The sequence below is a fragment of the Streptomyces sp. AHU1 genome (genome assembly GCF_045343905.1).
Classification (GTDB): domain Bacteria; phylum Actinomycetota; class Actinomycetes; order Streptomycetales; family Streptomycetaceae; genus Streptomyces; species Streptomyces triticiradicis.
In genome coordinates this window covers 1,787,501-1,813,500 of the sequence record NZ_CP174283.1, presented here as the reverse complement: position 1 = coordinate 1,813,500, position 26,000 = coordinate 1,787,501, and the positions used below count along the sequence as shown (strand labels likewise).

The 26,000-nt window shown below is 71.4% G+C and carries 17 protein-coding genes and 1 pseudogene (1 of these 18 cut by a window edge); 9 read left to right on the top strand and 9 right to left on the bottom strand.

Features of this window, described 5'->3' with window-relative positions:
- Positions 1–144: 144 nt before the first annotated feature.
- Complete coding sequence (locus ACICHK_RS08295) at positions 145–780, bottom strand: hypothetical protein (protein WP_406836411.1); 636 nt, start codon at positions 778–780, stop codon at positions 145–147.
- Between the two features lie 424 nt (positions 781–1,204).
- Between ACICHK_RS08295 and ACICHK_RS08290 the strand changes: the two genes are divergently transcribed.
- From ACICHK_RS08290 to ACICHK_RS08270, 5 genes and pseudogenes are all read left to right on the top strand, one after another.
- Positions 1,205–4,171, top strand: coding sequence for a nitrate- and nitrite sensing domain-containing protein (locus tag ACICHK_RS08290; RefSeq protein ID WP_406836410.1), 2,967 nt, complete (start codon positions 1,205–1,207; stop codon positions 4,169–4,171).
- The gene (locus tag ACICHK_RS08285; protein ID WP_151468550.1) at positions 4,168–4,608 is read left to right on the top strand and encodes a roadblock/LC7 domain-containing protein; all 441 of its coding nucleotides are present in this window, start codon (positions 4,168–4,170) and stop codon (positions 4,606–4,608) included. The genes ACICHK_RS08290 and ACICHK_RS08285 overlap by 4 nt, the downstream gene beginning before the upstream one ends.
- Positions 4,609–4,617: 9 nt before the next feature.
- Positions 4,618–5,013 (top strand): DUF742 domain-containing protein, encoded by a 396-nt coding sequence (locus ACICHK_RS08280; protein WP_103553894.1) that lies wholly within the window; start codon positions 4,618–4,620, stop codon positions 5,011–5,013.
- A gap of 24 nt (positions 5,014–5,037) precedes the next feature.
- Positions 5,038–8,678, top strand: a pseudogene (locus tag ACICHK_RS08275) (hydantoinase B/oxoprolinase family protein).
- A complete protein-coding gene (locus ACICHK_RS08270) occupies positions 8,659–9,264 on the top strand; it encodes a GTP-binding protein (protein WP_406836409.1) in 606 nt (201 codons plus the stop codon). The pseudogene ACICHK_RS08275 and the gene ACICHK_RS08270 overlap by 20 nt, the downstream one beginning before the upstream one ends.
- Positions 9,265–9,440: 176 nt before the next feature.
- Here the strand turns inward: ACICHK_RS08270 and glpK are convergent, their stop codons facing one another.
- The 5 genes from glpK to ACICHK_RS08245 all read right to left on the bottom strand — a co-directional run bounded on the left by glpK (position 9,441) and on the right by ACICHK_RS08245 (position 15,580).
- A complete protein-coding gene (gene glpK, locus ACICHK_RS08265) occupies positions 9,441–10,961 on the bottom strand; it encodes a glycerol kinase GlpK (RefSeq protein ID WP_406836408.1) in 1,521 nt (506 codons plus the stop codon).
- A 77-nt stretch (positions 10,962–11,038) separates the two neighbouring features.
- Positions 11,039–11,779, bottom strand: coding sequence for an MIP/aquaporin family protein (locus ACICHK_RS08260; RefSeq protein ID WP_406836407.1), 741 nt, complete (start codon positions 11,777–11,779; stop codon positions 11,039–11,041).
- A gap of 340 nt (positions 11,780–12,119) precedes the next feature.
- Complete coding sequence (locus tag ACICHK_RS08255; RefSeq protein WP_406836406.1) at positions 12,120–13,775, bottom strand: EAL domain-containing protein; 1,656 nt, start codon at positions 13,773–13,775, stop codon at positions 12,120–12,122.
- 139 nt (positions 13,776–13,914) lie between these two features.
- On the bottom strand, positions 13,915–15,105 hold the full coding sequence (locus tag ACICHK_RS08250; RefSeq protein WP_406836405.1) for a lipid-transfer protein: 1,191 nt from the start codon (positions 15,103–15,105) through the stop codon (positions 13,915–13,917).
- 28 nt (positions 15,106–15,133) lie between these two features.
- Entirely contained in the window at positions 15,134–15,580 is a 447-nt protein-coding gene (locus ACICHK_RS08245; protein ID WP_406836404.1) for a Zn-ribbon domain-containing OB-fold protein, read from the bottom strand.
- A 245-nt stretch (positions 15,581–15,825) separates the two neighbouring features.
- Here ACICHK_RS08245 and ACICHK_RS08240 point away from each other — a divergent pair, with 245 nt between their 5' ends.
- On the top strand, positions 15,826–16,362 hold the full coding sequence (locus ACICHK_RS08240; protein ID WP_151468558.1) for an NUDIX domain-containing protein: 537 nt from the start codon (positions 15,826–15,828) through the stop codon (positions 16,360–16,362).
- A gap of 3 nt (positions 16,363–16,365) precedes the next feature.
- Here the strand turns inward: ACICHK_RS08240 and ACICHK_RS08235 are convergent, their stop codons facing one another.
- Positions 16,366–18,747 carry a TIM-barrel domain-containing protein gene (locus ACICHK_RS08235; RefSeq protein WP_406836403.1) on the bottom strand — a complete coding sequence of 794 codons (2,382 nt, stop codon included), beginning with the start codon at positions 18,745–18,747 and terminating at the stop codon, positions 16,366–16,368.
- A 213-nt stretch (positions 18,748–18,960) separates the two neighbouring features.
- Here ACICHK_RS08235 and ACICHK_RS08230 point away from each other — a divergent pair, with 213 nt between their 5' ends.
- Positions 18,961–20,928 (top strand): acetoacetate--CoA ligase, encoded by a 1,968-nt coding sequence (locus tag ACICHK_RS08230; protein ID WP_406836402.1) that lies wholly within the window; start codon positions 18,961–18,963, stop codon positions 20,926–20,928.
- Here the strand turns inward: ACICHK_RS08230 and ACICHK_RS08225 are convergent, their stop codons facing one another.
- A complete protein-coding gene (locus ACICHK_RS08225; protein ID WP_406836401.1) occupies positions 20,929–22,248 on the bottom strand; it encodes an aminotransferase class I/II-fold pyridoxal phosphate-dependent enzyme in 1,320 nt (439 codons plus the stop codon). It abuts the gene before it with no gap.
- Between the two features lie 111 nt (positions 22,249–22,359).
- On the opposite strand from ACICHK_RS08225, the gene ACICHK_RS08220 reads away from it, so the two are divergent.
- Positions 22,360–23,568: an MFS transporter gene (locus ACICHK_RS08220; protein ID WP_406836400.1), complete on the top strand. Its 1,209-nt coding sequence runs from the start codon at positions 22,360–22,362 to the stop codon at positions 23,566–23,568.
- Positions 23,569–23,590: 22 nt separating this feature from the next.
- The gene (locus ACICHK_RS08215) at positions 23,591–24,484 is read left to right on the top strand and encodes a hypothetical protein (protein WP_151468563.1); all 894 of its coding nucleotides are present in this window, start codon (positions 23,591–23,593) and stop codon (positions 24,482–24,484) included.
- Positions 24,485–24,566: 82 nt separating this feature from the next.
- Here the strand turns inward: ACICHK_RS08215 and ptsP are convergent, their stop codons facing one another.
- A protein-coding gene (gene ptsP, locus ACICHK_RS08210; protein WP_406836399.1) for a phosphoenolpyruvate--protein phosphotransferase crosses the window boundary here: on the bottom strand, positions 24,567–26,000 show its 3' portion. Its footprint extends 237 nt past the window's final position; the window shows 1,434 of its 1,671 coding nt (coding positions 238–1,671); the start codon falls outside the window, past its right edge; it ends in the stop codon at positions 24,567–24,569.

Below are 26,000 nucleotides of genomic sequence, written 5' to 3'. Positions count from 1 at the left end.
GTCCCCGCCCGGCTCCGGACCGAACTGCCTGACGCGCGGATCCGGTTCGCGGACCGGCGACAGGAACCGGACATGGTCCGCAAGGGCGGGGATCACCGAAGACGGCCGACCGAGGGACCGCGGCGGAGAGGGCCGTCGCTCCGTTTACGAGTGCGACAACTGCCCGGCCCCGCCCCGCCTGCGTATCCGCTCCTGGGCCCGCGCCGTGATCCGAGCCTGACGCCTGGCCTTGCGACGCTCACGCCGCAGTGCCCGCGCCGTGCTGCTGGGAACCGACACCACACCGTTCCGCTGGTTCCAGACCTGTCGTGTCACCCAGACGTCCAGGGCGGCCCAGGTGGCGACGACCGTGCTGGCCACGCTGCTGAGGACCATCGGGAAAGCCAGCCAGGACTCCGCCATCGTGCACAGGAAGGCCACCACGGCCTGTATCAGCGTGACCGAGATGACCAGCACCGCGCGCACGGCGGACGTACGCACCGGATCGGGCAGCCGACGCCTTCGCGCGGGCTCCTCGATCCACAACGGCCGGTAGTACGCACGCTCTTCGTTGTCCTCGTGTCCGTTCGTGGCAGCGCCCTTCTCCTCGACTCGGCCTCCCCTGTCCGGGGTGGTGTCCTGGAGGTCCGCCTTGCCGGGCCTGTCCGCCGTAAACCGCGCGTCCGGACGGCCGTGTCCCGCTGCCGGAACACTGTCGTCCGGCTCCCGGGTGGCCAGTTGTGCCGCCTTTCGTGTCGCGACCTCAGCAGCGGGTGACCCGCTCCGCTCCGCCGTGCCCATCAACTTGTCACTCCCCACCGCCCAGCAGCCCTCTCGCACGGGTGTCCTCGAGACCCCCGCCCCCCAGTGGCTGCCCGGCTTGCGTTCTTTTACGCCGACTGAGAGCGGCATGCGGCGCCTGTGGCCGATTCCGCCCTCAATTCCCGTACATACAGACGAGTGGCCTGTCCCGAAGATTCCCGTCGAGCGAAGAATTTCGGCCAACTGACGAAGTTCCCCACTCCGATGGGATCCGGCCCCAAGTGCCGGATCCAGGGGAGCAATCTCCCCCAATGAACGGACAACTCCCCATCTCTCGTTCCCCGTCGGGCCGGGATCGTGCTCAGACGGGTCTTCGAGTTACCTCCGCGTCAGTAGTAGGCTCACGCCGTTTGTTGACGCACATGTGTGCCCCCGGCCGGTGGGGGTCGAGCTGGGGGAGGCCATGCGCTTTCGCGGGAAGTCCATCCGCCGGAAGATTGTGGCGCTGCTCCTCGTGCCCCTGGTGTCGTTGACCGCGATCTGGGCTTTCGCGACCATGCTGACGGGGCGTGAGGCCGGCCAGCTCCTCAGCGTCTCCGAGATCGTCAAGAAGATCGGCCGTCCGACCGAGGACACCGTCAGGGTCCTCCAGCGGGAACGCCGCCAGACACTTGTCTACCTGGCCGATCCTCGCGCGTCCGACGGGCTCGCGGCACTCGAGCGCAGCCGCGGTGCCACGGACCGCGTCCTGGTGAAGGTCCGCAGGAACGCCAGGGACAAGAGCGTGCGCGAGGAACTGGGCGAGGGCACCGCGGAGCGCCTCACCTCCCTCCTCGACGCGGTCGACGGGATCTCCTCGCTGCGCACCGGTGTCGAGGACGGCACCATCAACCGTGCCCAGGCACTCGGCCTCTACGACCGTCTGATCGATCCCTGCTACGTCCTGCTGGCCAACCTCCACGTCGTCGACGACGTAGAGCTGGACAAAGAGGCCCGCGCCCTCGTCAATGTCTCCCGCGCCCGGGAACTGCTCTCCCGCGAGGACGCCCTTCTCGGCTCCGCACTGGTCGCCGGGCACATCACCCGGGACGAACTCCGCGACATCTCCGACCTCGTGGCCCAGCGCACCCTGCTGTACGAGATCAGCCTGCCGTCGCTGCCTTCGCCGGACCGCGAGCGCTTCGAGCGCTACTGGAAGAACGCCGGCACCGGGCCGCTGCGCGCGGCGGAGCAGGCCGTCGCCGCTTCCACGGCCGGCTCGCCGAGCGGTGTCACCGCGAAGAGCTGGGACGGCGCGGCAGGCCATGTGCTCGCCGAACTCGGTCAACTGGAGGACCGGGCGGGCGACCACCACCGGGACCGGATCAGGCCGGTGGCCATGGGTGTCATCCTCCAAGCCGTCGGCGCGGGCGTGGTCGGCCTGATCGCTCTGCTGATCTCGCTCGTCATGTCCGTACGCATCGGCCGGAGCCTCATCCGCGACCTGCGGCGGCTGCGTACAGAGGCCCACGAGGCGTCCGGTGTGCGGCTGCCCAGCGTCATGCGGCGGCTCTCCGCGGGTGAGCAGGTCGACGTCGAGACCGAGGTGCCGCGCCTCGAGTACGACAGGAACGAGATAGGCGAGGTCGGCCAGGCACTCAACACCCTTCAGCGCGCCGCCGTCGAGGCGGCCGTCAAGCAGTCCGAACTGCGCGAGGGCGTCTCCGAGGTCTTCGTCAATCTCGCGCGCCGCAGCCAGGTGCTGCTCCACAAACAGCTCACCCTCCTCGACACCATGGAACGCAGGACCGAGGACACCGACGAACTGGCCGACCTGTTCCGCCTCGACCACCTGACCACCCGAATGCGCCGCCATGCCGAGGGACTGGTCATCCTGTCCGGCGCGGCACCGTCCCGGCAGTGGCGCAAGCCGGTCCAGCTCATGGACATCGTGCGCGCCGCCGTCGCCGAGGTCGAGGACTACGAACGCGTCGAGGTGCGCCGGCTGCCGCGCGTCGCCGTCACGGGTCCCGCCGTCACCGACGTCACCCATCTCGTGGCCGAACTCCTCGAGAACGCAACGGTGTTCTCGCCTCCGCACACGGCCGTCCACGTCGTCGGCGAGCGTGTCGCCAACGGCTTCACCCTGGAGATCCACGACCGCGGCCTCGGCATGACCGCCGAGGCACTGCTCGACGCCAACCTGCGGCTCGCCGAGACCCCCGAGTTCGAGCTCTCCGACACCGACCGGCTCGGCCTCTTCGTGGTCAGCCGGCTCGCCCAGCGGCAGAACGTCCGCGTCTCGCTGCAGCCTTCCCCCTACGGAGGCACCACCGCGGTCGTCTTCATGCCGGACGCCCTGCTCAGCGACGACGTCCCGGACACCAACGGCATCGGATTCCGTCTCGACCGCACCCCGTCCGCCAAGGAGCGCAAGACCGGGGAACGCCGCAGCGCGGCACTCACCGAGTCGTCGGCGCGGCTGCCGGGCCTGCCCGCCTCGGTCCTGGACGGCCCCGTCGAACTGGACGAGCCCGTCGACCTGGACACGCTCACCGGATTCCCCGGCGCCCTCGGCGACGACGACAGCGAACGCGGAGGACTGTTCCGCCCGCGGCGCTCCATCGCGGGGGTTCCCGCGGGGCGGCACCAGCGGACCGGCGACGGCGAGGACACCGCCCGCCCCGCGGAGGACGACCGTCCGGACACAGCTCCCGTCCCGTTGCCGCGACGCCGGGCGCCCAAGCTCGTCAGCTCCCACGGCCGTTCCGTCACCCGGTCCGGGTCGTGGCGCGAGCAGACGGACGAGACCACGGCCCAGGACCTCGAATCGGCACGGGACCCGGAGCCGGGAGGGAACGCGGATCACCGGGAACGCCGGGGGCCCGGACTCGAAGGCGCGAAGCCCCTGCCCGAGCGGCGCGGCGAGCGGTCCGCCGCCTCGGCCCGGCGCGGCGAACGCTCCGGTGCCTCCGGTCCGCGCGGGAGCTTCGCAACGCCCGGAAGGCCCGCTCTTCACGAGGCAGGGGAACTCCCCGGAGCGCCCGGTCTCCGGGAGGGCACCGGCCGTCCGGACGCCCCGGGCTCCCAGGACGCCCCGGCTCTGCCCCGGCGCACCCGCACCACCGCGTCCGCCGCGGCACCGGACGACACGACTTCCCGCCGCGACACCGCGGAGGGGCAGGCGGAACCGGGTACCGCACCGCTGCCCCGGCGTGTCCGGCAGGCGAATCTGGCTCCGCAGCTGAAGGACGGACCGGCACGGCTCGCCGAGCGCGGCAACGGCCGCGACGGCGCGGGGCCGGATCCCGCCGAACGGGACGCCGACGAAGTACGCAGCCGCATGGCCTCGCTCCAGCGTGGCTGGCAGCGCGGCCGCGAAGAGAACGCCGCGGGCGACCAGGCCCAGGACGGCTCAGCAAGAGGAACGACAAAGGGGGACGGTCGATGACCGCACCGAAGGCCGCAGGGCCCGCCGCGACCGGTAACGCGTCCGGCGAGCTGAACTGGCTGCTCGACGAACTGGTGGACCGTGTCGCCAGTATCCAGAAGGCGATCGTGCTCTCCGGAGACGGCCTTCCCACCGGGGCCTCGAAGGACCTCACCCGGGAGGACAGCGAGCACCTGGCCGCCGTCGCCTCCGGTTTCCACAGCCTCGCCAAAGGTGTCGGGCGGCATTTCGAGGCGGGCGGTGTCCGCCAGACCGTCGTCGAACTCGACGAGGCGTTCCTGTTCGTCACGGCCGCCGGCGACGGCAGCTGCCTCGCCGTCCTCTCGGACGCCGACTCCGACGTGGGCCAGGTCGCGTACGAAATGACGCTCCTCGTCAAGCGGGTCGGCGTGCATCTGGGCTCCAGTCCGCGCACCGATCTGCCTTCGGGCGGGTAGTGGGATGGCATGAGCGGAGACGGTCAGGGAAGACGCCACTGGTTCGACGACGAGGCCGGACCGGTGGTCCGCCCGTACGCCATGACCCGCGGCCGCACCACCAGCGCGGCTCAGCACCGCCTCGATCTGATCGCGCTGGTGGTCACGGAACAGCACGCCGAGGACCCCGAGGCGGACCACACGCTGTCCCCGGAACACGTGGACATCGTCGAACTCTGCCGTGACGTCCCCCAGTCGGTCGCGGAACTCGCGGCCGGACTCGACCTGCCCGTCGGAGTGGTACGGGTCCTGATCGGGGACCTGGTGGATGACGAAATGGTCCACGTGACACGCCCCGTACCCCCTGCCGAGCTGCCGGACGAGAGTATTCTGCGCGACGTGATCAGCGGCCTCCGGGCGCTCTGAGCTGGGCGGAAACGGGGAACAGACGTGACAGGCTGGCAGTTCTGGGTCGACCGGGGCGGTACCTTCACGGACATCGTCGCGCGGCGTCCCGACGGCCGGCTGCTCACGCACAAACTGCTGTCCGACAATCCGGCCCGCTACTCCGACGCCGCCGTCGCGGGCGTCCGTGAACTCCTCGGCGGTGAAGGGGACTCCACGGACGCCCCGGTCGACGCCGTCCGCATGGGCACCACCGTCGCGACCAACGCCCTCCTGGAACGCAAGGGCGAGCGCACGCTCCTCGTCACCACCCGGGGCTTCCGCGACGCCCTGCGCATCGCCTACCAGAACCGCCCGGACATCTTCGCCCGGGAGATCGAACTCCCCGAGCTGCTCCACGAGCGGGTGGTCGAGGTCGACGAACGGATCGCCGCCGACGGCACCGTCCTGCGCGCTCCCGATCTGGACACCCTCGCCGTCTCCCTCCAGGAGGCGTACGACGACGGGATCCGCGCGGTCGCCGTGGTCTGCATGCACAGTCATCTCCACCCCGCCCACGAACAGGCCGTGGGCGCGCTGGCGACACGTGTCGGCTTCCCGCAGGTCTCTCTGTCCAGTGAGGTCAGCCCGCTGATGAAGCTGGTGCCGCGCGGCGACACGGCCGTCGTCGACGCCTACCTGTCGCCCGTGCTGCGCCGCTACGTCCAGCAGGTCGCCGCCGAACTCCGGGACGTACGGCTGATGTTCATGCAGTCCAACGGCGGCCTCGCCGAAGCCGGCCAGTTCCGCGGCAAGGACGCCATCCTGTCGGGCCCCGCGGGCGGCATCGTCGGCATGGCCCGGATGTCGCAGCTCGCCGGCCACGACCGTGTCATCGGCTTCGACATGGGCGGTACGTCCACGGACGTCTCCCACTTCGCCGGAGACTACGAGCGGACCTTCACCACCCGGATCGCCGGGGTCCGGCTGCGCGCCCCCATGCTGGACATCCACACGGTCGCCGCGGGCGGCGGATCGGTGCTCCACTTCGACGGTTCCCGCTACCGCGTGGGCCCCGACTCGGCCGGAGCCGCCCCCGGACCCGCCTGCTACCGCAACGGCGGTCCGCTGACGGTCACCGACGCCAATGTCGCCCTCGGCCGCGTCCAGCCCGCCCACTTCCCGAAGGTGTTCGGCCCCGGCGGGGACCAGCCCCTCGACGACGCTCTCGTCCGCGACCGGTTCACCGCCCTCGCGCACGAGATCCACGAGAGGACCGGCGACGACCGCACCCCGGAGCAGGTCGCCGAGGGTTACCTGCAGATCGCCGTGGCCAACATCGCCAACGCCGTCAAGCGGATCTCCGTGCAGAAGGGCCACGACGTCACCCGCTACGCGCTCACCACGTTCGGTGGCGCCGGCGGCCAGCACGCGTGCATGGTCGCCGACTCGCTCGGCATCCGCACCGTCCTGGTCCCGCCCATGGCGGGCGTCCTGTCCGCCCTCGGCATCGGACTCGCCGACACGACGGCCATGCGCGAACAGTCCGTCGAAACCCGCCTCGAACCCTCCGCGATGCCCGGCATCCTCAAGACGGCCGACGATCTGGAGAGCGCCACCCGCGCCGAACTCCTCGACGAGGACGTTCCCGAGCACCGCATCCGGATCACCCGCCGGGCCCAGCTCCGCTATGACGGCACGGACACGGCACTGACCGTCGAGCTCACCGAGCCCGACACCATGACCCGCGCTTTCGAAGAACGTCATCGCGCCACCTACTCCTTCACCCTCGACCGTCCGGTCGTCGTCGAAGCCCTCTCCGTGGAAGCCACCGGTCTCACCGAACCCCCCGACCTCTCCGCCCTCGTCCCCCGTGAAGCCGCACGCGCCTCGCGCCCGGCCACCACGCCGGCCGTCCGACTGCACACGGGCGGCGCCTGGCGCGACGTACCCCTGCACCGTCGCGAGGAACTCCCGCCCGGCGAGAGCGTGGACGGACCCGCGATCATCGCCGAGGCGGGCGCGACCACCGTCGTCGACGACGGCTGGCGGGCCGTGACGACCGACGACGGGCATCTGCTCATGGAACGCGCGGCGATCACGGAGAGTTCCGATCTCGGCACGCAAGCGGATCCCGTTCTGCTGGAGGTCTTCAACAGCCTCTTCATGTCCATCGCCGAGCAGATGGGCGCCCGTCTGGAATCGACCGCCCAGTCCGTCAACATCAAGGAGCGCCTGGACTTCTCCTGCGCCCTGTTCGATTCCGACGGGAGCCTGGTGGCCAACGCCCCGCACATCCCGGTCCACCTGGGCTCGATGGGGACGAGCGTGCAGGAGGTCGTCCGGCGGCGCCGCGACACCATGCGGCCCGGCGACACCTACGCCGTCAACGACCCCTATCACGGTGGCACCCACCTCCCCGACGTCACTGTGATCACCCCGGTTTTCGACACGGAGGGTGAGCGGATCCTGTTCTATGTGGCCTCGCGCGGCCACCACGCCGAGATCGGCGGCATCGCCCCGGGTTCCATGCCGGCGAACAGCCGCACCATCGACGAGGAGGGCGTCCTCTTCGACAACTGGCTGCTCGCCGAGAACGGACGCTTCCGGGAGGCGGAGACACTGACCCTGCTCACCGCTCCTCCCCACCCCTCGCGCAACCCGAAGACGAACCTTGCCGACCTGCGCGCCCAGATCGCCGCCAACCGGAAAGGCGTCGACGAAGTCGGCCGCATGATCGAGGACTTCGGGCTCGATGTCGTCCAGGCGTACATGAAGCACGTCCAGGACAACGCGGAGGAAGCGGTGCGCCGCGTCGTCGACACGCTCGAAGACGGCGAGTTCGCCTACGAGACGGACTCCGGGGCGGTCATCCGGGTCCGTGTCTCCGTGGACCGCGAAGCACGCTCCGCCACCGTCGACTTCACGGGCACGTCCGCACAGCTCGCCACCAACTTCAACGCGCCCCTCGCCGTGGTCAACGCCGCGGTCCTGTACGTCTTCCGCACCCTGGTGGACGACGACATCCCGCTCAACGACGGCTGTCTGCGCCCCCTGCGCATCGTCGTGCCGCCGGGGTCGATGCTCGCCCCCGAGCCCCCGGCCGCCGTCGTCGCGGGCAACGTGGAGACGTCCCAGGCGATCACCGGAGCCCTCTACGCGGCCCTGGGAGTGCAGGCCGAGGGCTCCGGCACCATGAACAACGTCACCTTCGGCAACGAGCACCACCAGTACTACGAGACCGTGGCCTCCGGATCGGGCGCGGGCGACGGTTTCCCCGGCGTCCCCGTCGTGCAGACCCACATGACCAACTCGCGGCTCACCGACCCCGAGGTCCTGGAGTGGCGACTGCCCGTCAGGCTCGACGAGTTCGCGATTCGACACGGCAGCGGCGGCCCCGGAAACTGGCGGGGCGGCGACGGCGCCGTACGACGTATCCGGTTCCTGGAGCCGATGACCGTCTCGACGCTCTCACAGCACCGAAGGGTGCCGCCGTACGGCATGGCGGGCGGCGAGCCCGGTGCTCTCGGCGCCAACCGGGTCGAGCGCGCCGACGGCACCGTCACGGAACTCGGCGGAAGCGACGCGGCGGACGTCGGACCCGGCGACGTACTCGTCGTCGAAACCCCCGGCGGCGGGGGCTACGGCCCACCGCCGCACGACCCCACACAGCAGGAGAAGAGATCGATGATCTTCGGGCGTTCTGAGCGCGGGAAGCCTCCGGTCGAGCCCGTCACGCTCAAGATCCTGGTAGCGGGCGGCTTCGGCGTGGGCAAGACGACCCTCGTCGGCGCGGTCAGCGAGATCAGGCCGCTGCGCACCGAGGAACTCCTCACCGAGGCGGGCCGGCCCATCGACGACACCAGCGGTGTGGAGGGCAAGCACACCACGACCGTCGCCATGGACTTCGGCCGGATCACGCTGCGCGAGGACCTGGTGCTGTATCTGTTCGGGACCCCCGGACAGGACCGTTTCTGGTTCCTCTGGGACGAGCTCGCCACCGGTGCCCTGGGTGCCGTCGTGCTGGCCGACACCCGCCGCCTGGAGGACTGCTTCGCCGCGGTCGACTACTTCGAACGGCGCTCCATACCCTTCGTGGTCGGAGTCAACTGCTTCGAGGACGCCGCCCGTTATCCCGCGGAGTCCGTCCGCCAGGCCCTCGACCTCGACCCGGGTGTGCCTGTCGTCCTCTGCGACGCGCGGGACCGAGAGTCCGTCAAGGAGGTGCTCATCCGCGTCGTCCAGCACGCGATGGAGCATGCCGCCGCCGTCCGTGAGGCCGTAACGACCTGACGCCCGGTCGCCGCCGCCGTCACGGCGCGCAGGTGCGGCCCGTACCCCCGCCGACCGGGGTACGGGCCGCGGTCATGCACGCGCGCGTGGTTCACCCGAACCGTACGCGCGTGTGAACCCCCGTCCCGCGCCGGCTCCGCGCCCGCGCCGCCGCTCCGACGACGCGGGCGCGGGGGTCATCCGACGGTGTCGTCGTGCCAGCCGAAGCTCTTCTCCACCGCCTTGCGCCAGTTGTGGTACTCGCTGTCGCGCACCGACGCCGCCATGGACGGCGTCCATTCGACGTCCTTCTGCCAGTGCGACTTCAGCTCGTCGAGGTCGTTCCACACGCCGGTCGCCAGCCCCGCCGCGTACGCGGCGCCCAGACAGGTCGTCTCGGAGACCTTCGGACGGATCACCGGCACGCCGAGGACGTCCGCCTGGTGCTGCATCAGCAGATTGTTCCCGGTCATGCCGCCGTCCACCTTCAGGGTGGTGATCCGAACCCCCGAGTCCTGGTACATGGCGTCCACGACCTCACGCGTCTGCCAGCTCGTGGCCTCCAGGACCGCACGGGCGAGGTGCGCCTTCGTGACGTACCGCGTGAGACCGGTGATGACGCCGCGGGCGTCCGAGCGCCAGTAGGGGGCGAACAGGCCCGAGAAGGCGGGCACGACGTACGCGCCGCCGTTGTCCTCGACGCTCGCGGCCAGCGTTTCGATCTCGTCTGCGGAACGGATGATGCCCAGCTGGTCCCGGAACCACTGCACCAGCGCGCCCGTGATCGCGATCGACCCTTCGAGGCAGTAGACCGGCGCCTCGGTACCGATCTTGTAGCCCATGGTGGTCAGCAGCCCGTTCTTCGACGGAACGGGCCTGTCGCCGGTGTTCAGCAGCAGGAAGCTGCCGGTGCCGTAGGTGTTCTTGGCCGTGCCGACGTCGTAGCAGGCCTGGCCGAAGACCGCCGCCTGCTGGTCGCCGAGCGCCGACGCGACCGGCACACCGCCGAGTTGGCCCACGGCGGTGCCGTACACCTCGGCGGAGGACCTGATCTCGGGGAGCACCGCCTCAGGTATGTCCATCGCGGAGAGGATGGACGGGTCCCACTGGAGGGTGTCGAGGTTCATCAGCATGGTGCGCCCGGCGTTGGTCACGTCGGTGACGTGCCGCCCGCCGTCGGTGCCGCCGGTCAGGTTCCATATGAGCCACGAGTCGATGGTGCCGAAGGCGATCTCGCCGCGTTCGGCGCGTGTGCGCAGGCCCGGGACGTTGTCGAGCAGCCAGGCCGCCTTGGGCCCGGAGAAGTAGCTCGCGAGCGGGAGTCCGGTCCGTTCGCGGAAACGGTCCTGGCCGTCCGGGCCGCCCAGTTCGTTGCAGAGTGCCGACGTGCGGGTGTCCTGCCAGACGATCGCGTTGTGGACGGGCTTGCCGGTGGCGCGGTCCCACAGGACCGTCGTTTCGCGCTGGTTGGTGATGCCGAGCGCGCTGAGCTGGTCGGTGCGCAGCCCGGCCTTGGCGACCGCTCCCGCGACCACGGCCTGCACCTTGGACCAGATCTCGGTGGCGTCGTGCTCCACCCAGCCCGGTTTGGGGAAGATCTGGCGGTGTTCGCGCTGGTCGACGGCGACGATCGCGCCGCCCCGGTCGAAGATGATGCAACGGCTGGAAGTGGTGCCCTGGTCGATCGCGGCGACGTATTTCTCGGCGTTGTCCGTCATGTCGTCCCCTTACGTGTTCTTCGTCAGGAGGCTGTGTTCTCGTCAGGAGGCCGGACTGCGGCGGTGACGGTGTCCGGTCAGAAGGCCAGGTTGTAGATGCCGGCGCCGACGGCGGCACCCGCGATCGGGCCGACCACCGGAATCCAGGAGTATCCCCACTCCGAAGTGCCCTTGTTGGGAATCGGCAGCAGCGCGTGGGCGAGACGTGGTCCCAGGTCGCGGGCCGGGTTGATGGCGTACCCGGTGGGTCCGCCCAGCGAGAGACCGATGCCGACGACGAGGAAGGAGATGAGCAGGACCGGCAGACCCGCGTCACCGATGCCGGCGACGTGCTTGCCGCCGCCGACCATTCCGAGGATGGGCAGCATGAGGGCGGCGGTGGCGATGATCTCGGTGATCAGGTTCTGTACCGGGTTGTCGATCTCGGGACGCGTGGAGAAGATCCCCAGCGTCTCGATGGCCCCGTCGTCCTCGGCGTTGAGGTTGAACTGGCCGAGGTAGAGCAGCCAGCACAGGACCGCCCCGATGACGGCCCCGGTGAGCTGCCCGAGGACGTAGAAGGGTACGTCCGACCACTTCGTGGAACCCTCGATCGCGAATCCGATGGTGACCGCCGGGTTGATCTGCCCTCCCGACAGGGGAGCCGAGGTGTAGGCACCGGCCAGGACACCGAAGCCCCACCCGAAGGTGATGACGATCCAGCCCGCTCCCTGGGCCTTCGATCTGTTCAGGGTGACGGCGGCGCACACACCCGCGCCGAAGAGGATCAGGATCGCCGTGCCGATCAACTCGCCGACAAAGATGTCTCCGTTGCTCATGGCGGCTCCTAGGCTCTCGCCCGGAACGATCCGCTCCGGGCCACCGTGCAGAGTGCGTTCCCATGGCTGCTTCAGCCGGAGGCAGGGAGGTTCCGCGCCCCGCCCGGCGTCCGTGACGAGCGTGCCGTCGCAGCGGAATCGCCTGTGGGCAACGGCCCTGGGCGCAGGTCGGAAACCCGAGCGGTACGGCGCCTGACAGCGTCCGATTGCGGCGATGCCGACTGACACCCGGAAGTGTTCACCGGCGCCCAGGGGGCGTCAAGGTCGTGGACCGCACCGGTTGGAGGGTGCGAAGAAGACGCGCCGCGAAGGGGCGTCGGCGCCGTACGGGTCAGCCGGGTCAGCCGGTCAGTGTCTGCCCGTACGGCTCCACCGGGCCGTGTCCCATCCCGGTCCCGGTGCCGCGGCGGACCTCATGACCGGGAAGCCCCGCGCGTCCCAGCACCCAACTCGCCCCGTCCAGAGCCTTGGCCGCCTGTTTGAGGGGAGCCAGGGAGGTGGCCGCCTGCCGGTGGTCGACCACGCTGCCGGGCGCGCACAGCACCGTGGCCAGCGACAGGGTGACGGCACGGCCGCCCGCTGCCCAGGGAGCGTCGAGCACCGAGGCGGCCAGCGGGTCGAGGGTGTCCGGGTCGGCGAGGACCAGGAAGTCGTCGCCGCCGATGTGCCCGACCAGGGTCGCTCCGGACGCCGCGTGCTGCAGCATCCGTCCCACCGACCGGATCAGCTCGTCGCCGGCCGCGAACCCCGCTCCGTCGTTGACCTGTTTGAAGTGGTCGATGTCCAGCCAGCTCAGCGCGAACATCCGGCCGTCCGCGATCCGCCGGTCCACCTCCCCGGTGACGGTGTCCGAGCCGGGCAGCCGGGTCAGCGGGTTGAGCCCGGCGGCCTCCTCGACCCGGCTCTCCGACAGCGCCCGTACGAGGTCCGCCAGGCGTACGACGCCCACGCACCGCCCGTGGCGGTCGACGACCGCGACATCGTCGGACGTACGGTCCCGGTCCCCGTCCGCGACGACATCGAGCACTTCCCAGGCCGTGGCGTCGACGCCGACCGTACGCGGCACGTCACCCAGTCTGGCGGCCGGCCGGTCGGCGTACAGCGCATGCCCGTAGCGCCCGGACATCGACAGCAGGAAGCGCGACCGGTGCACCGAGCGGACCGGTGTCCCGGACGGATCCACGAGCAGCACACCGGACACGTCGGGCGACCCGGTGAGCAGGGCCCTGACCTGTCCGGCCGACGCGGTGGCCGGCAGCAGCGCGGCCGGGCGGACGAACTGCCCCACGGACGGCCCGGACCGGGGCGCGCCACGGACGTCGGGCGACAGCGGCGGAACGTATACGTCCGCCGAGGGCCGCCGGGCGGGCGGTGCGAACAGGTCGCCCTGCGCGAGCTGTGCCCCCGCCGACAGCGCGGCGGCGCACTGCAGTTCCGTTTCGACGCCTTCGACGGACAGCAGCGCGCCGAGCTGTTCGCACAGTGTCCGCATCGCGCGCACCGCCGCGGGCCGCGACAACAGGGACACGTCGAGCTTCATCAGCTCCGGGGCGAGATCCGTGAGCAGGCGCAGCGGTACGTCGCCGTCGCCGATCCCGTCCGCGCAGATGCGGAAACCCTCGCCGCGCACCGCGGCCACCGCCTCCAGCAGGGCGCGCTGGGGCACGTGCGTGTACGGCGGGACGACGTCGACGGTGACCTCGCAGGGCAGCCGTCCGGCTTCCCGCACCTCGTCGCGCAGCGCCGAGAGCCGGCCGAGGTCGGCCAGCGTTCCGGCGAACACGTTCACGTGCAGGGGCAGCAGCGTCTCCTTGCGGGCGGCGGCCCTGATCGCCAACGCGGCCAGCCGGCCGTCCAGTTCGGGATCGCGACGCGCCCGCGCCAGGATGTCGCCGGACTCCGGACGGGCGAGTGTCTCCAGCGCCGCGACCCCTCCGGTCGTCAGATTGACGACCGGCTGGAAGGCGAAACGGATCATATCCGTCCAGGAGGGCACAACAGCATGGTGTCGCTGCCGGCGTGCGCCGGTGGGCGATTCACGAGGTGTTCACGCAGGATTCCCGGGTCGTCACGGCGAGTCCGGGAGGGGCCCGGGCGCGCACACGCACGGATCGGCCGGGACCGCCGCCGCGGCGCTACCGCACCGCCACGACCGAGGAGCCGTGGCCGAACAATCCCTGGTTCGCGGTGATCCCCACCCGCGCCCTGGTGACCTGCCGGTCCCCCGCACCGGCGCGCAACTGCCAGGTCAGCTCGCACACCTGGGCGATGGCCTGCGCGGGAACGGCCTCCCCGAAGGAGGCGAGCCCGCCGCTGACGTTCACCGGTATGCGCCCGCCGAGTGCCGTGGCGCCCTCCCGCAGGAGTTTGGCGGCCTCGCCCTCCCCGCAGAGCCCCAGGTCCTCGTACCACTGCAGTTCCAAGGCGGTCGACAGGTCGTAGACCTCGGCCAACGAGAGGTCCTCGGGCCCGATGCCCGCCTCCTCGTACGCCGCTCGGGCGATGGACGCCCGGAAGGTCTCCGCGGCCGGCTCCGCGCCGGCCGCGGAGTCCGTGGCGATGTCCGGCAGATCCAGCACGGTGTTCGGATAGCGCGGCGACACGGTCGACACGGCGCGGATCCGTACGGGCTCGGCGACCCCGTGCCGCCGGGCGAACTCCATGCCGGCCAGCACCACGGCGGCACCGCCGTCCGACGTCGCGCAGATGTCGAGCAGCCGCAGCGGATCGGCGACGACGGCCGACGCGGCGACCTCCTCGGCCGTGACCCTCTTGCGGTAGCGGGCGTTGGGATTGAGCGCGCCCACAGCCGCGTTCTTCACCTTCACCTGGGCGAAGTCCTCCGGGGTGTCGCCGTACAGGGCCATCCGGCGCCGCGCGTACAGACCGAAGTACGCCGGATTCGTCGCCCCCAGGACACGGAAGCGCAGCCAGTCCGGATCGTCCGGCCGGTCCCCGCCGGCGGGGCGGAAGAACCCCTTGGGCGCCGCGTCCGCGCCCACCACGAGGACCACCTCGGCGAGGCCCGAGAGTATCTGCGCACGCGCCGTGTCCAGTGCCTGCGCCCCGGAGGCACAGGCCGCGTAGGCGCTCGCCACCCGTGCTCCCTGCCATCCCAGTGCCTTCGCGAACGTCGCCCCCGCCACGTACCCCGGATAGCCTCCGCGCACGGTGGCGGCGCCCACGGTCGAGTCGACGTCCCGCCAGCCGATACCCGCGTCGGTCAGCGCCGCGCGCGCCGCGGCGACACCGTACTCGACGAAACGGCGACCCCACTTGCCCCACGGGTGCATCCCCACACCGAGCACCGCCACATCACCGGTCACGCCGTCACCTCCGTCCGCCTCGTGTCCTTCACGCCGTCATCCCCGTCGGCCGCCAGTGCCACGTCGTCCAGGTCGTCTCCTCGTCCTCGTGCAGCACACCGGGGACGACCTCCACCTCCATGCCCACCGCCAGATCCGCGACGGTGATCCCGGGGACCGCCTGGCCGAGCACCACGAGGCGCTCGGATTCCAGTTCCACAGCGATCAACGCGCAGGGATCCCACGAGAGTTCCGGGTCGGTCACATAGGGTGACGGAGGCCGGTACCGGCTGTCGGTGTAGGACCAGACGCGCCCCCGGGAGGACAGCGGCACCTCCGTCAGCTCGCCGCCGGCGCACCCCGGATTGCGGCAGAAGGCGTCCTCGCGGGGGAAGAACACCGAGGAGCAGGCCGAGCACCGTGTGCCGAGCAGGCGGAAGCCGTCCCCCTCCCCGGTGAACCACCCGGCGACGACAGGTGTGCGTGTGCGCGGCACGGTCCCTCCAGGGCGCTCGATCTGACGGAACGTCAGAAGTGTGCCACGGGCGCCGCGAATTGGGCAGGGCGTCCGGACGGACCCACGGGTGCTCCCGGGAGGGGGAGCGCCTGCCGGGCGTCCGGGACCACGGGAACGATTCCGGACACCCCGTCCGGACCGCTCCGTCCTGGACCGCTCCGCCCCGGTCCGTCATCCGTCCCGATCCGAAGACGTCCGTTCCGTGATGGGCTACAGTCCGCGGCGTGTCCGAAACCCCGCACCCACCCGCCGACTTCGCGCCCGGCTCCCACTGTTCGAGCTGCGGCGCTCCCTACGGAGAGGGCGTCTCCGGCTGGCCCCGCACCTGCGCCGCCTGCGGCACGGTCGCCTACCGCAATCCGCTGCCGGTCGCGGTGGCCCTGCAACCCGTGTACGACGACAAGGGCGCCTCCCTGGTCGTCATCACCCGGACCATCGCCCCCGCGCGCGGGGGCGTGGCGCTGCCCGGGGGATTCATCGACCACCGGGAGGACTGGCGGCAGGCCGTCGTGCGCGAGCTCAAGGAGGAGACGGGGATCGACGCGGCGAGCAGGGACGTGCGGCTCGCCGACGCGATGAGTTCTCCCGCGGGTCATCTGCTGCTCTTCGGGCTCCTCCCGGAACGTCCCGCCGCCGAACTGCCGCGGTCCGCCGCCACGGACGAGACGGAAGGCTGGCACCTGCTGCGCCGCCCGGCCGAACTCGCCTTCCCGCTGCACACCTCGGCGGCCCGCGCCTGGTTCGAGGGACGGTACATCTGAGGGTCAGGGTCCGGCCTTCCCCAGTCCCCGCACCCGCACCGGGTACGACGGCCCGCTCAGGCCCCCCGCGCCGTCGGTCCGTCGCACCACCACCTCGTCCCCCTCCCAGCGGGACACGTAGCGTTCGGCCTCCGGTTCCTCCCGTCCGTCCCCGCTGTCCGGCACGACGAGCCCGCCCCCGCCCCCACCGCCTCCGCGCGCGGGTGCCCACGCCTCCAGCTCCGGACCACCGTCGGCGCCGCGCACGGGCAGGACGGCACCGGCCCGCGCGAACACCGGGATCCGCGACAGGGGAGCGTCGACGGCCACCTGAGCCGGCCCCTCGTACGCCTCCTCGGTGAGCGTGTCGTACCAACGCCCCCGCGGCAGTCGCACCGACCGCCGCAGCGCACCGTGGTCCAGCACCGGTGCCACCAGAAGGCCGTCGCCGAGCAGGAAGGCGTCCTCGCAGTCGCGCAGTGCCCGGTCCTCGGGGCTGCCCCACCACAGCGGCCGGACGTACGGGGCACCCGTGCGGCGCGCGGTGTGCGCCAGCGTCATGAAGTACGGGAGCAGCCGCCGCCGTTCGGCGAGCACCACGCGCGCGTGCTCCAGCACCTCGTCACCGAACTCCCAGGGCTCCCTGCGCCCGGCCCGGGCACTCGCGTGCGTGCGGAACAGCGGGAGGTACGCCCCCAGCTGGAACCACCGCAGATAGAGCTCGGGCGACGGGCTGCCGTCGAAGCCGCCCACATCGGGCCCCGAGTAGGGCACTCCGCACAGTCCGAGCCCCATCACCAGGGACAACGACGCCCGCAACCCGGGCCAGCCCGTGGCCACGTCCCCGGACCACGTCCCCGCGTAGCGCTGCAGTCCCACCCATCCGGAGCGTGAGAACAGGAACGGCCGCTCCTGGGGAGCGAGTTCACGCAGTCCCTCGTGGGCGGCACGGGCCATGCCCAGCGCGTACACGTTGTGGGCCTCGCGGTGGTCACCGCCGCGGCCCTCCAGGGAATGCCGGGCCGAACGCGGCAGCGTCGACTCCCCGAAGGCCGTGAACGACGTCGGCTCGTTCGTGGCGTGCCAGAACCCCGCGAACCCCTGCGCGAGCCGCTCCTCGTAGAGCCTGCCCCACCACGCGCGCGCCCGCGCGTCCGTGAAGTCCGGGAAAACGGCCTCCCCGGGCCGTGCGACGCCGCGCACGAGCTGTCCCGAGGCGTCCCGCACGAAGGCGTCCTCGGCGAGACCACCGTCGTACACGGCGTTGCCCGGCTCCGCCTTGACCGCCGGGTCCACGACGGACACCAGACGTATCCCGTCGCGCCGCAGTTCGTCGGCGAGCAGCGGAAGCTTCGGGAAGCGGTCGCGATCGACGGTGAACGCCTGGTGGGCGTCGAGGTGGTCGACGTCCAGGTGCACGGCGTCCAGCGGCAGGTCCCGCTCCTGGTAGCCCGCGACGATCCTGCGCACCTCCTGCTCACTGCCGAAACCCCACCGCGCGTGCTGGTACCCCAGCGCCCACGCGGGCGGCAGCGCCGCGGCACCGGTCAGCGACGCCCACGAGTGCAGCACGCGCGCGGGAGTCCCCACCACCACCCAGCAGCGCAGCGGGCCGCCGTCCATGCGCAGCTCGCACGAGCCCGCCCGGTCGTGTCCGGAGCCGGCGCCCTCCTCGCCCTCCCGCAGGGTCACGGTGCCGTCCCACGACGTGTCGTGGAACACGAGGTGCGTGCCCGCGTCGGCGACGACCATCTGCACGGGCATCGTGAGGTACAGCGGATCGTCGCCCTGCCCGAAGGCCTGTCCCGGATCCGTGTTCCACAGCCGGTACGTCCCCTCACGCAGCCGGAGCCCCGCCGCCCGGCCGCCCAGACCGAAGAACCGGGCGTCGGCCGCCACTTCGGAACGCTGCATCCAGCGGCCCTCGCCACCGTCGACGGGTTCCCACCACCGGGGCGGCAGATCCCGGCGCAGGACCACTCCGCCGGGGGTGAGGACCTGGACCGCGCCGTGCCGTGAGACCACGACCGTGACCCGTTCGGCCACGACCCGCCAGCCGCCGTCCTTGTCCGGCTCCAGAACGGCCCGCGGGTCCGGCTCGGGGGAGCGGTCGGCAAGGGCGTACGACGGCTCCGGCGCGGCCGCGTCCCAGCCCCAGAAGACCGCCCCGCCCACCGTGACCGTGATCCGCAGTTCCGAGCGCGTGAAGCGGACGACCCCGCCACCGGGGCCCGGCTCCACACCGAGCACCGGCCCGGGTACCCGCGCCCGCTCCGAGCCCCGCCGCGGCAGCCCGGTGGCATCCGCACGCCTCCTACGCCACGCGGCCCGCACGGTGAGGAACCTCTGAGCGGTACCCCCCGAGCCGACCGCTTTCACCGAACGCACCAGGTCACGACCGTCCATGCCGCTCACCCTGCCACTACCGACGCTCGTCGAGTGCGTCGTTCAACTGCCGTTCACCTGTTGCGACGCCACATCTTCATGTAGCCGACTATGTGGGGCGTGCCCTGGTAAAGAAGTCGATCACATGGCATCGTCCGTGTCAGCCGCGTGACGCGCACACCCCCGCTCGTGCGCGACCGACGCCCACGACGCGCACAGCCCGGGAGACGCCCCATGTCCACCACGAACCCCTCACCGCTCTGGCAGCCCACCGCCGAGGGCATCGGCAAGGCGCAGGTCACGAAGTTCCAGGCCTGGGCGGCCGAACGGCACGGAGCCCCGTCCGACGGGGGCTACGCGGCCCTGCACCGCTGGTCGGTCGACGAGCTGGACACGTTCTGGAAAGCCGTCACCGAATGGTTCGACGTACGGTTCTCGACCCCTTACGCGCGCGTGCTCGGCGATCGCGCCATGCCCGGCGCGGAGTGGTTCCCCGGGGGGACCCTCAACTACGCGGAGCACGCCCTGCGCGCCGCGGAGACCCGTGCGGACGAACCGGCCCTCCTGCATGTCGACGAGACCCACGAGTCCGTCCCCGTGACGTGGTCCGAGCTGCGCCGCCAGGTCGGCTCCCTGGCCGCCGAGCTGCGCGCCCTCGGGGTACGTCCCGGAGACCGTGTCAGCGGCTACCTCCCGAACGTCCCGCAGGCCGTGGTCGCCCTGCTGGCCACGGCCGCCGTGGGCGGAGTCTGGACCTCCTGCGCCCCCGACTTCGGCGCCCGCAGCGTCCTCGACCGCTTCCAGCAGGTCGAACCCGTGGTCCTGTTCGCCGTCGACGGCTACCGCTACGGCGGCAAGGAGCACGACCGCCGTGACACGGTCGCCGAGCTGCGCCGTGAGCTGCCCACCCTGAGCGCCGTCGTGCACATCCCGCTGCTGGGCACCGAGGCTCCCGAGGGTGCCCTGGACTGGTCGGCGCTGACCGCCGCCGACGTGGAGCCCGTCTTCGAGCAGGTTCCCTTCGACCACCCGCTGTGGGTGCTCTATTCCTCCGGCACGACCGGCCTCCCCAAGGCCATCGTCCAGTCCCAGGGCGGCATCCTCGTCGAGCACCTCAAGCAGCTCGGCCTGCACTGCGACCTGGGTCCCGGGGACCGCTTCTTCTGGTACACGTCCACCGGCTGGATGATGTGGAACTTCCTCGTCTCCGGCCTGCTCACGGGCACCACGATCGTGCTGTACGACGGCAGCCCCGGGTATCCGGACACGGGTGCCCAGTGGCGCATCGCCGAACGCACCGGGGCGACCCTCTTCGGCACGTCCGCCGCGTACGTGATGGCCTGCCGCAAGGCGGGTGTCCACCCCTCGCGCGACTTCGACCTCGGCCGGGTGCGATGCGTCGCCACGACCGGCTCGCCCCTGCCGCCCGACGGATTCCGCTGGCTGCACGACGAGGTCCGCGAGGACCTGTGGATCGCCTCCGTCAGCGGCGGCACCGACGTGTGCTCCTGCTTCGCCGGAGCGGTGCCGACGCTCCCGGTGTACATCGGCGAACTCCAGGCCGCCGGCCTCGGCACCGACCTCCAGTCCTGGGACCCCAGCGGAAAGCCCCTCACCGACGAGGTCGGCGAACTGGTCGTCACCAACCCCATGCCGTCCATGCCCATCCGTTTCTGGAACGACCCCGACGGCAGCCGCTACCACGACAGCTACTTCGACACGTATCCCGGAGTGTGGCGCCACGGCGACTGGATCACCATCACCTCACGGGGCTCCGTCGTGATCCACGGCCGTTCCGACTCCACGCTCAACCGAGGGGGCGTGCGGATGGGCTCGGCCGACATCTACGAAGCCGTCGAGCGCCTCCCCGAGATCAAGGAGTCGCTCGTCATCGGTGTCGAGCAGCCCGACGGCGGCTACTGGATGCCGCTGTTCGTCCACCTCGCTCCCGGAGCCGTCCTGGACGAGGACCTTCTGAACCGCATCAAGGGGACCATCCGAGAGCAGCTCTCCCCGCGCCACGTCCCCGACGAGGTCATCGAAGTGCCCGGAGTGCCCCACACCCTGACCGGCAAGCGCATCGAGGTACCGGTCAAACGTCTCCTCCAGGGCGCGTCCATGGAGAAGGCCGTCAACGTCGGTTCCGTGGACGACGTCGAACTCCTGCGCTTCTACGAGAAGCTGGCCCGCGAGCGCGGCTGATCAGCCTCCGTAGGTGGTCTCCGACTCGCCGAGCACGGCGGTGAAGTCGGAGGCCAGGCGGGCGGCGTCGGCGGGCGGGAGTTCCGCGACCGAGATCCGTACACCGGGCGCGGCCGAGGTCCTGAAACGCGCGCCCGCCGCGACCCACCATCCGTGGGAACGCAGCCCGTTCACGACCGCCGACTCGTCCCGCACGGGTACCCAGACGTTCATCCCGCTCGCACCGTGCGCCTTCGTGCCGCGGTCGGCCAGCTCACGGAGCAGCGCGTTCCGGCGCAGCGCGTACGTCTCCCGGGCGCGGGCCACCAACGCGCGCGTGCCGTCGTCCGTCATCAGCCCGTGCACCGTCTCCTGCAGCAGATGGCTGACCCAGCCCGAGGTCAGCAGCAGGCGGCCGTCGTGACGGGCCAGTGTCGTCGGATCGCACGCCGCGGCCGCCCACCGCAGGTCGGTCCCCAGGAACTTGCTCACCGTGCGCACATGGACCCAGCGGTTCAGACCGCCCGCGGTCAGGGTGCGCAGCGGCGCGTCGGCGACCGACGACGCGTGATCGTTCTCCACGACCAGCACATCGGGTGCCTCCTGGAGCACCTCCACGAGCGCGTCCCGCCGGGCTCCCGAGAAACTGCCCCCGCAGGGGTTCTGCGCCCGCGGACTGCACACCACCGCGCGCACCCCCGCCCGCAGCGCTGCCCGCAAGGCCTCGGGGCGGATGCCCTGGTCGTCCACCGCGACCGGAACCGTGTGCAGTCCCAGTGCCGTGACCAGATCCAGCAGATGGTGATAGCCGGGGTCCTCCATCGCGACCGCGTCCCCCGGACGCAGCTCCACCGACAGTAGCCGTCCGATCAGGTCCAGCGCACCATGAGCGAACGTCACGTGTTCCGCCGGCACCCCATCGGGCTCCAGCCAGTCGCGCACGACTCCTTCCAGCCGTGCCAGACGCGGCGTACTGCGGTGGGAACGGGCACCGGGGGAGAGCCGCGACGGCGGCACCAGGTGGGGGAGCAGCCCGGGGTCCGGGTGCCCGCCCGCCAGGTCGCGCAGCCCGTCCGGCACGCGTGGTGGCCGCCGTGACGCCACCGCGGGTGCGGCGGCCACCACGGTCCCGCCCCGCCCGCGGGTCACCACGATCGCGCGCTGCCGCAACTCCTTGTACGCCGTGGCGACCGTCCCGGGACTCACTCCGAGCCGGTCGGCGAGCGCGCGCACCGGAGGCAGCGCCGTACCCGGCTCCAACGCACCCTCGGCCACGCCCCGTTCGACGGACGCGGCAATTCCCTTGGCTGTCGTACCAGTGATCGAATATTGTGCTGCCACGTTTCTAAGTATGTATCAATACATAATTCGAGGCAAGGGGGAGCAGTGAGTCCGACGCGTCGCGCAGCCGCACGGCCGGCACGCATACCAGGAGGCCCCGACGGACGGAGAATGCTCTGGATCTCCCTGGCCGACCGCGTCGGCAGCGGCCTGTGGGCATCCGTCTCCGTCCTGTACTTCACCTACGTGACCGGTCTCTCGGTCGCGCAGATCGGCACCGTCGCGGCCGTGGCCGGAGCGGTCGGCATCGCGGGCCCGCCCCTGGGCGGGATGGTCGCCGACCGCCTGCCGCTCACCCGCGCCCTCATCGCGCTCCAACTCCTGCGGGCCTTCGCCTCCTTCGCGCTGCTGACCACCGACGACTACGCCCTCCTCATGGTGTTCTCCGCTGTCGGCGGCTTCGGGGACCGCGCTGCGAACGTCCTGACCAAGCTCTACGCCACCCGCGTCTCGGGACCCGACCGCGTCCGCTACCAAGCCCTCAACCGCACCGTCGCCAACGCCGGCTGGGCCCTGGGAGGCCTCGTGGCGGCAGCGGCACTGGCCCTCGGAACCACGGCCGCGTACCAGTGGCTGCTCGCCGGTGACGCCCTCTCGTTCGTGATCGTGGCTCTCGCCACCGCCCGCTGCGGCGAACCGCCCTCGGCCGCCCGCACGGTCACCGCGTCGAAGACCCCCGCCCCCGCGGCACGGCCCGTCGGCCCCTGGCGCGACCGCACCTACCTCGCCTACGTCGCCACCGAGACCGTCCTCTTCCTCGACGACGCCGTGTTCAAGGTCGGACTGCCCCTGTGCATCGCCCACTCCGACCGCGCGCCCCACGGCCTCGCACCCCTGCTGCAGGTCCTGAACAGCGTGATGGTCGTGGCCCTCCAGGTCCCCCTGGCCCGGTTCGGCGCCACGACAGCCGCCGCGCGTGCGCTGCTCGTCCCGCTCTCCGCCTTCTTCGCCCTCGGCGGTGCCGCCATGGCCCTCTCCACGACGGGAGGAACCGCGGCCGTGACCCTCTCCCTCACCGCGGCGGCCATCGCCTTCACGGTCGCCGAGATGCTCCACGCCACCGTCTCCTGGGAACTCTCCGTCGCGCTCGCCCCGGACACCGCACAGGGTGCCTACCTCGGCGTCCACGGACTGGCACAGGCCGCGCAGCGCAGCGTCGGACCACTCACCGTCACAGCGGCCATCGCCACCGGCCCCCTCGGATGGACCCTCTTCGGCGCCACCATAGCCCTGACCTGCATGTTTCAACACCGCCTCGTGCGCGACCGACTCACCCGCCCCGCATTGTCAGTGCCGCCAGTTACTGTGAGTGAGCATTGATCGACCGTGCACAGGGGGAAACATGGCACACACCCAGAACCACGGCATGCGACGCGTCCTGCGCCGCGAAATCGCCGGCACCATCGGCCTGCTGACCGACGAACAGGACTTCCGGGCGATGCGGCGCTACCGCACCTTCGCCTTCGACGACCACACGACCTATCTCCAGCAGGTCGAGGCCCTGCTCAAGACCCTCGCGGCCCAGGGCGGCCACACCACGGTGGCACTCTTCGACCCCGAGGAGTACGCCGAATTCTGCGCCGAAAGCGGCCTGGAACCCGACACCCCGGTCAGCCGAACCCGCTTCACCGCCCGACTGGCGGCGACCGGCCCCACCATCCCCTACGACGGACAACCCCTCGACCAACTGGTCCCCGACCTCGTCGACGAAGCGGTCCGCCGGGCCACCTGGGAGTACGCCACCACTCTCCTGGCCCGTATCGGTACCTGTGCGACCTGCGGCGAGGACATCGGCCGCGCCTCCTTCGTCCGCGCCACCCACCTGCTCACCCGTGTCGTCGACACCGCGAGCCCGGGAGACCTCCACCTGGTGTGCAGCGTCTCGACCGTCCCCGACACGCTCGTCGCCGTGCTGCGGACAGAAGGACGCACCGAAGGCACCGCACACCTCGACGAATCAGAAGCCCTCGAATTCACCACTGTCCTGGCTCTCGGCATCGCCACCCGAAGCGCCTGCGGACTCGTCATGCGCACCACCGCACCCGGCACCACCGACCGTGTCTACGGATGGCGCCTGCGCGGCGGCGACCTGGAGCCCCTCACCGCCGGGGAGGTGTTCGACGCCTACTGCACCGACATCGAATCCGGGGATCTGGTCTCCCCGGAATCGGGCGTCGACTATTGCGTACCGCCCGACCTCGGAGACGAGGGAAAGCGGACGGGCCACACGCACTGACGCGAAAAGGGGCGCCCCGTCCACCGATGGAGCGCCCCTCCGTACCGTCAACCGCTGTCGTCGGCCGACGACAGCGTCCGGCTCACTCGCCGGACAGCACCGCCTGCGCCGCGATGCGCGCCTCTTCCGCCGTGTCCGCGGCACGCGCGGCCGAGGCGGCCCGCTCGCACTGGGCCAGCGTGTACTTGGCCAGCGTCGCCCGCACATAGGGAATCGACGCGGCGCCCATCGACAGGGAGGTGACGCCCAGACCGGTCAGCACACAGGCCAGCAGCGGGTCCGACGCGGCCTCACCGCAGACACCACAGCTCTTGCCCTCGGCCTTCGCCGCCTCGGCGGACAGCGCGACCAGGTCGAGCAGGGCCGGCTGCCACGGGTCCTGCAGACGGGACACCGCACCCACCTGCCGGTCGGCGGCGAACGTGTACTGCGCGAGGTCGTTGGTCCCCAGGGAGAGGAACTCGACCTCCTGCAGGATCGACCGCGCCCGCAGCGCGGCCGACGGGATCTCCACCATCGCGCCGAACTTCGCCCGCAGCCCGGCCTCACGGCACGCGTCCGCGAACGCCTTCGCGTCCGTACGGTCCGCGACCATCGGCGCCATCACCTCGAGATAGACCGGCAGTCCGTCCGAGGCCTTCGCGAGAGCGGTGAGCTGTGTACGCAGTACGTCGGGGTGGTCGAGCAGCGTACGCAGTCCCCGCACGCCGAGCGCGGGGTTCGGCTCGTCGGCCGGGGTCAGGAAGTCCAGCGGCTTGTCCGCGCCGGCGTCCAGGACCCGCACCACGACACGGCCCTCGGGGAAGGCTTCGAGCACCTGACGGTAGGCCTCGACCTGCTTCTCCTCGGACGGCGCCGTCTTGCTGTCGTCGAGGAAGAGGAACTCGGTACGGAACAGGCCGACGCCCTCGGCACCGGCCTCCACGGCCGCCGGCACGTCCGCCGGGCCGCCGACGTTGGCCAGCAACGGCACCTTGTGCCCGTCGGAGGTGGCACCCGGGCCGGTCGACGCGGAGAGCGCGGCCTTGCGCTCGGCGGCCGCGGCCTCCATCTGCGCCTTCTTCTCCGCGCTCGGCTCCACGAAGATCTCACCCGTGCTGCCGTCGACGGCGATCACGGTGCCCTCGGCGAGCTCACTCGCGCCGGGGAGCGCCACGACGGCCGGTACACCCAGCGCACGCGCCAGGATCGCGCTGTGGCTGGTCGGCCCGCCCTCTTCGGTGACGAAGCCGAGGACCAGGGTCGGGTCCAGCAGCGCAGTGTCGGCGGGCGCGAGATCACGCGCGATGAGGACGTAGGGCTCGTCGCTGTCCGGAACGCCTGGCATGGGCACGCCGAGCAGTCGGGCGACGATACGGTTCCGCACATCGTCGAGATCGGCCACACGACCGGCGAGGTACTCACCGGCACCGGCCAGCAGCGCCCGGTAGGCGGCGAGCGCGTCGTAGACCGCGCGCTCGGCCGTGCTGCCGACGGCGATCCGCCGGTTCACATCGGCCGTCAGCTCGGGGTCCTG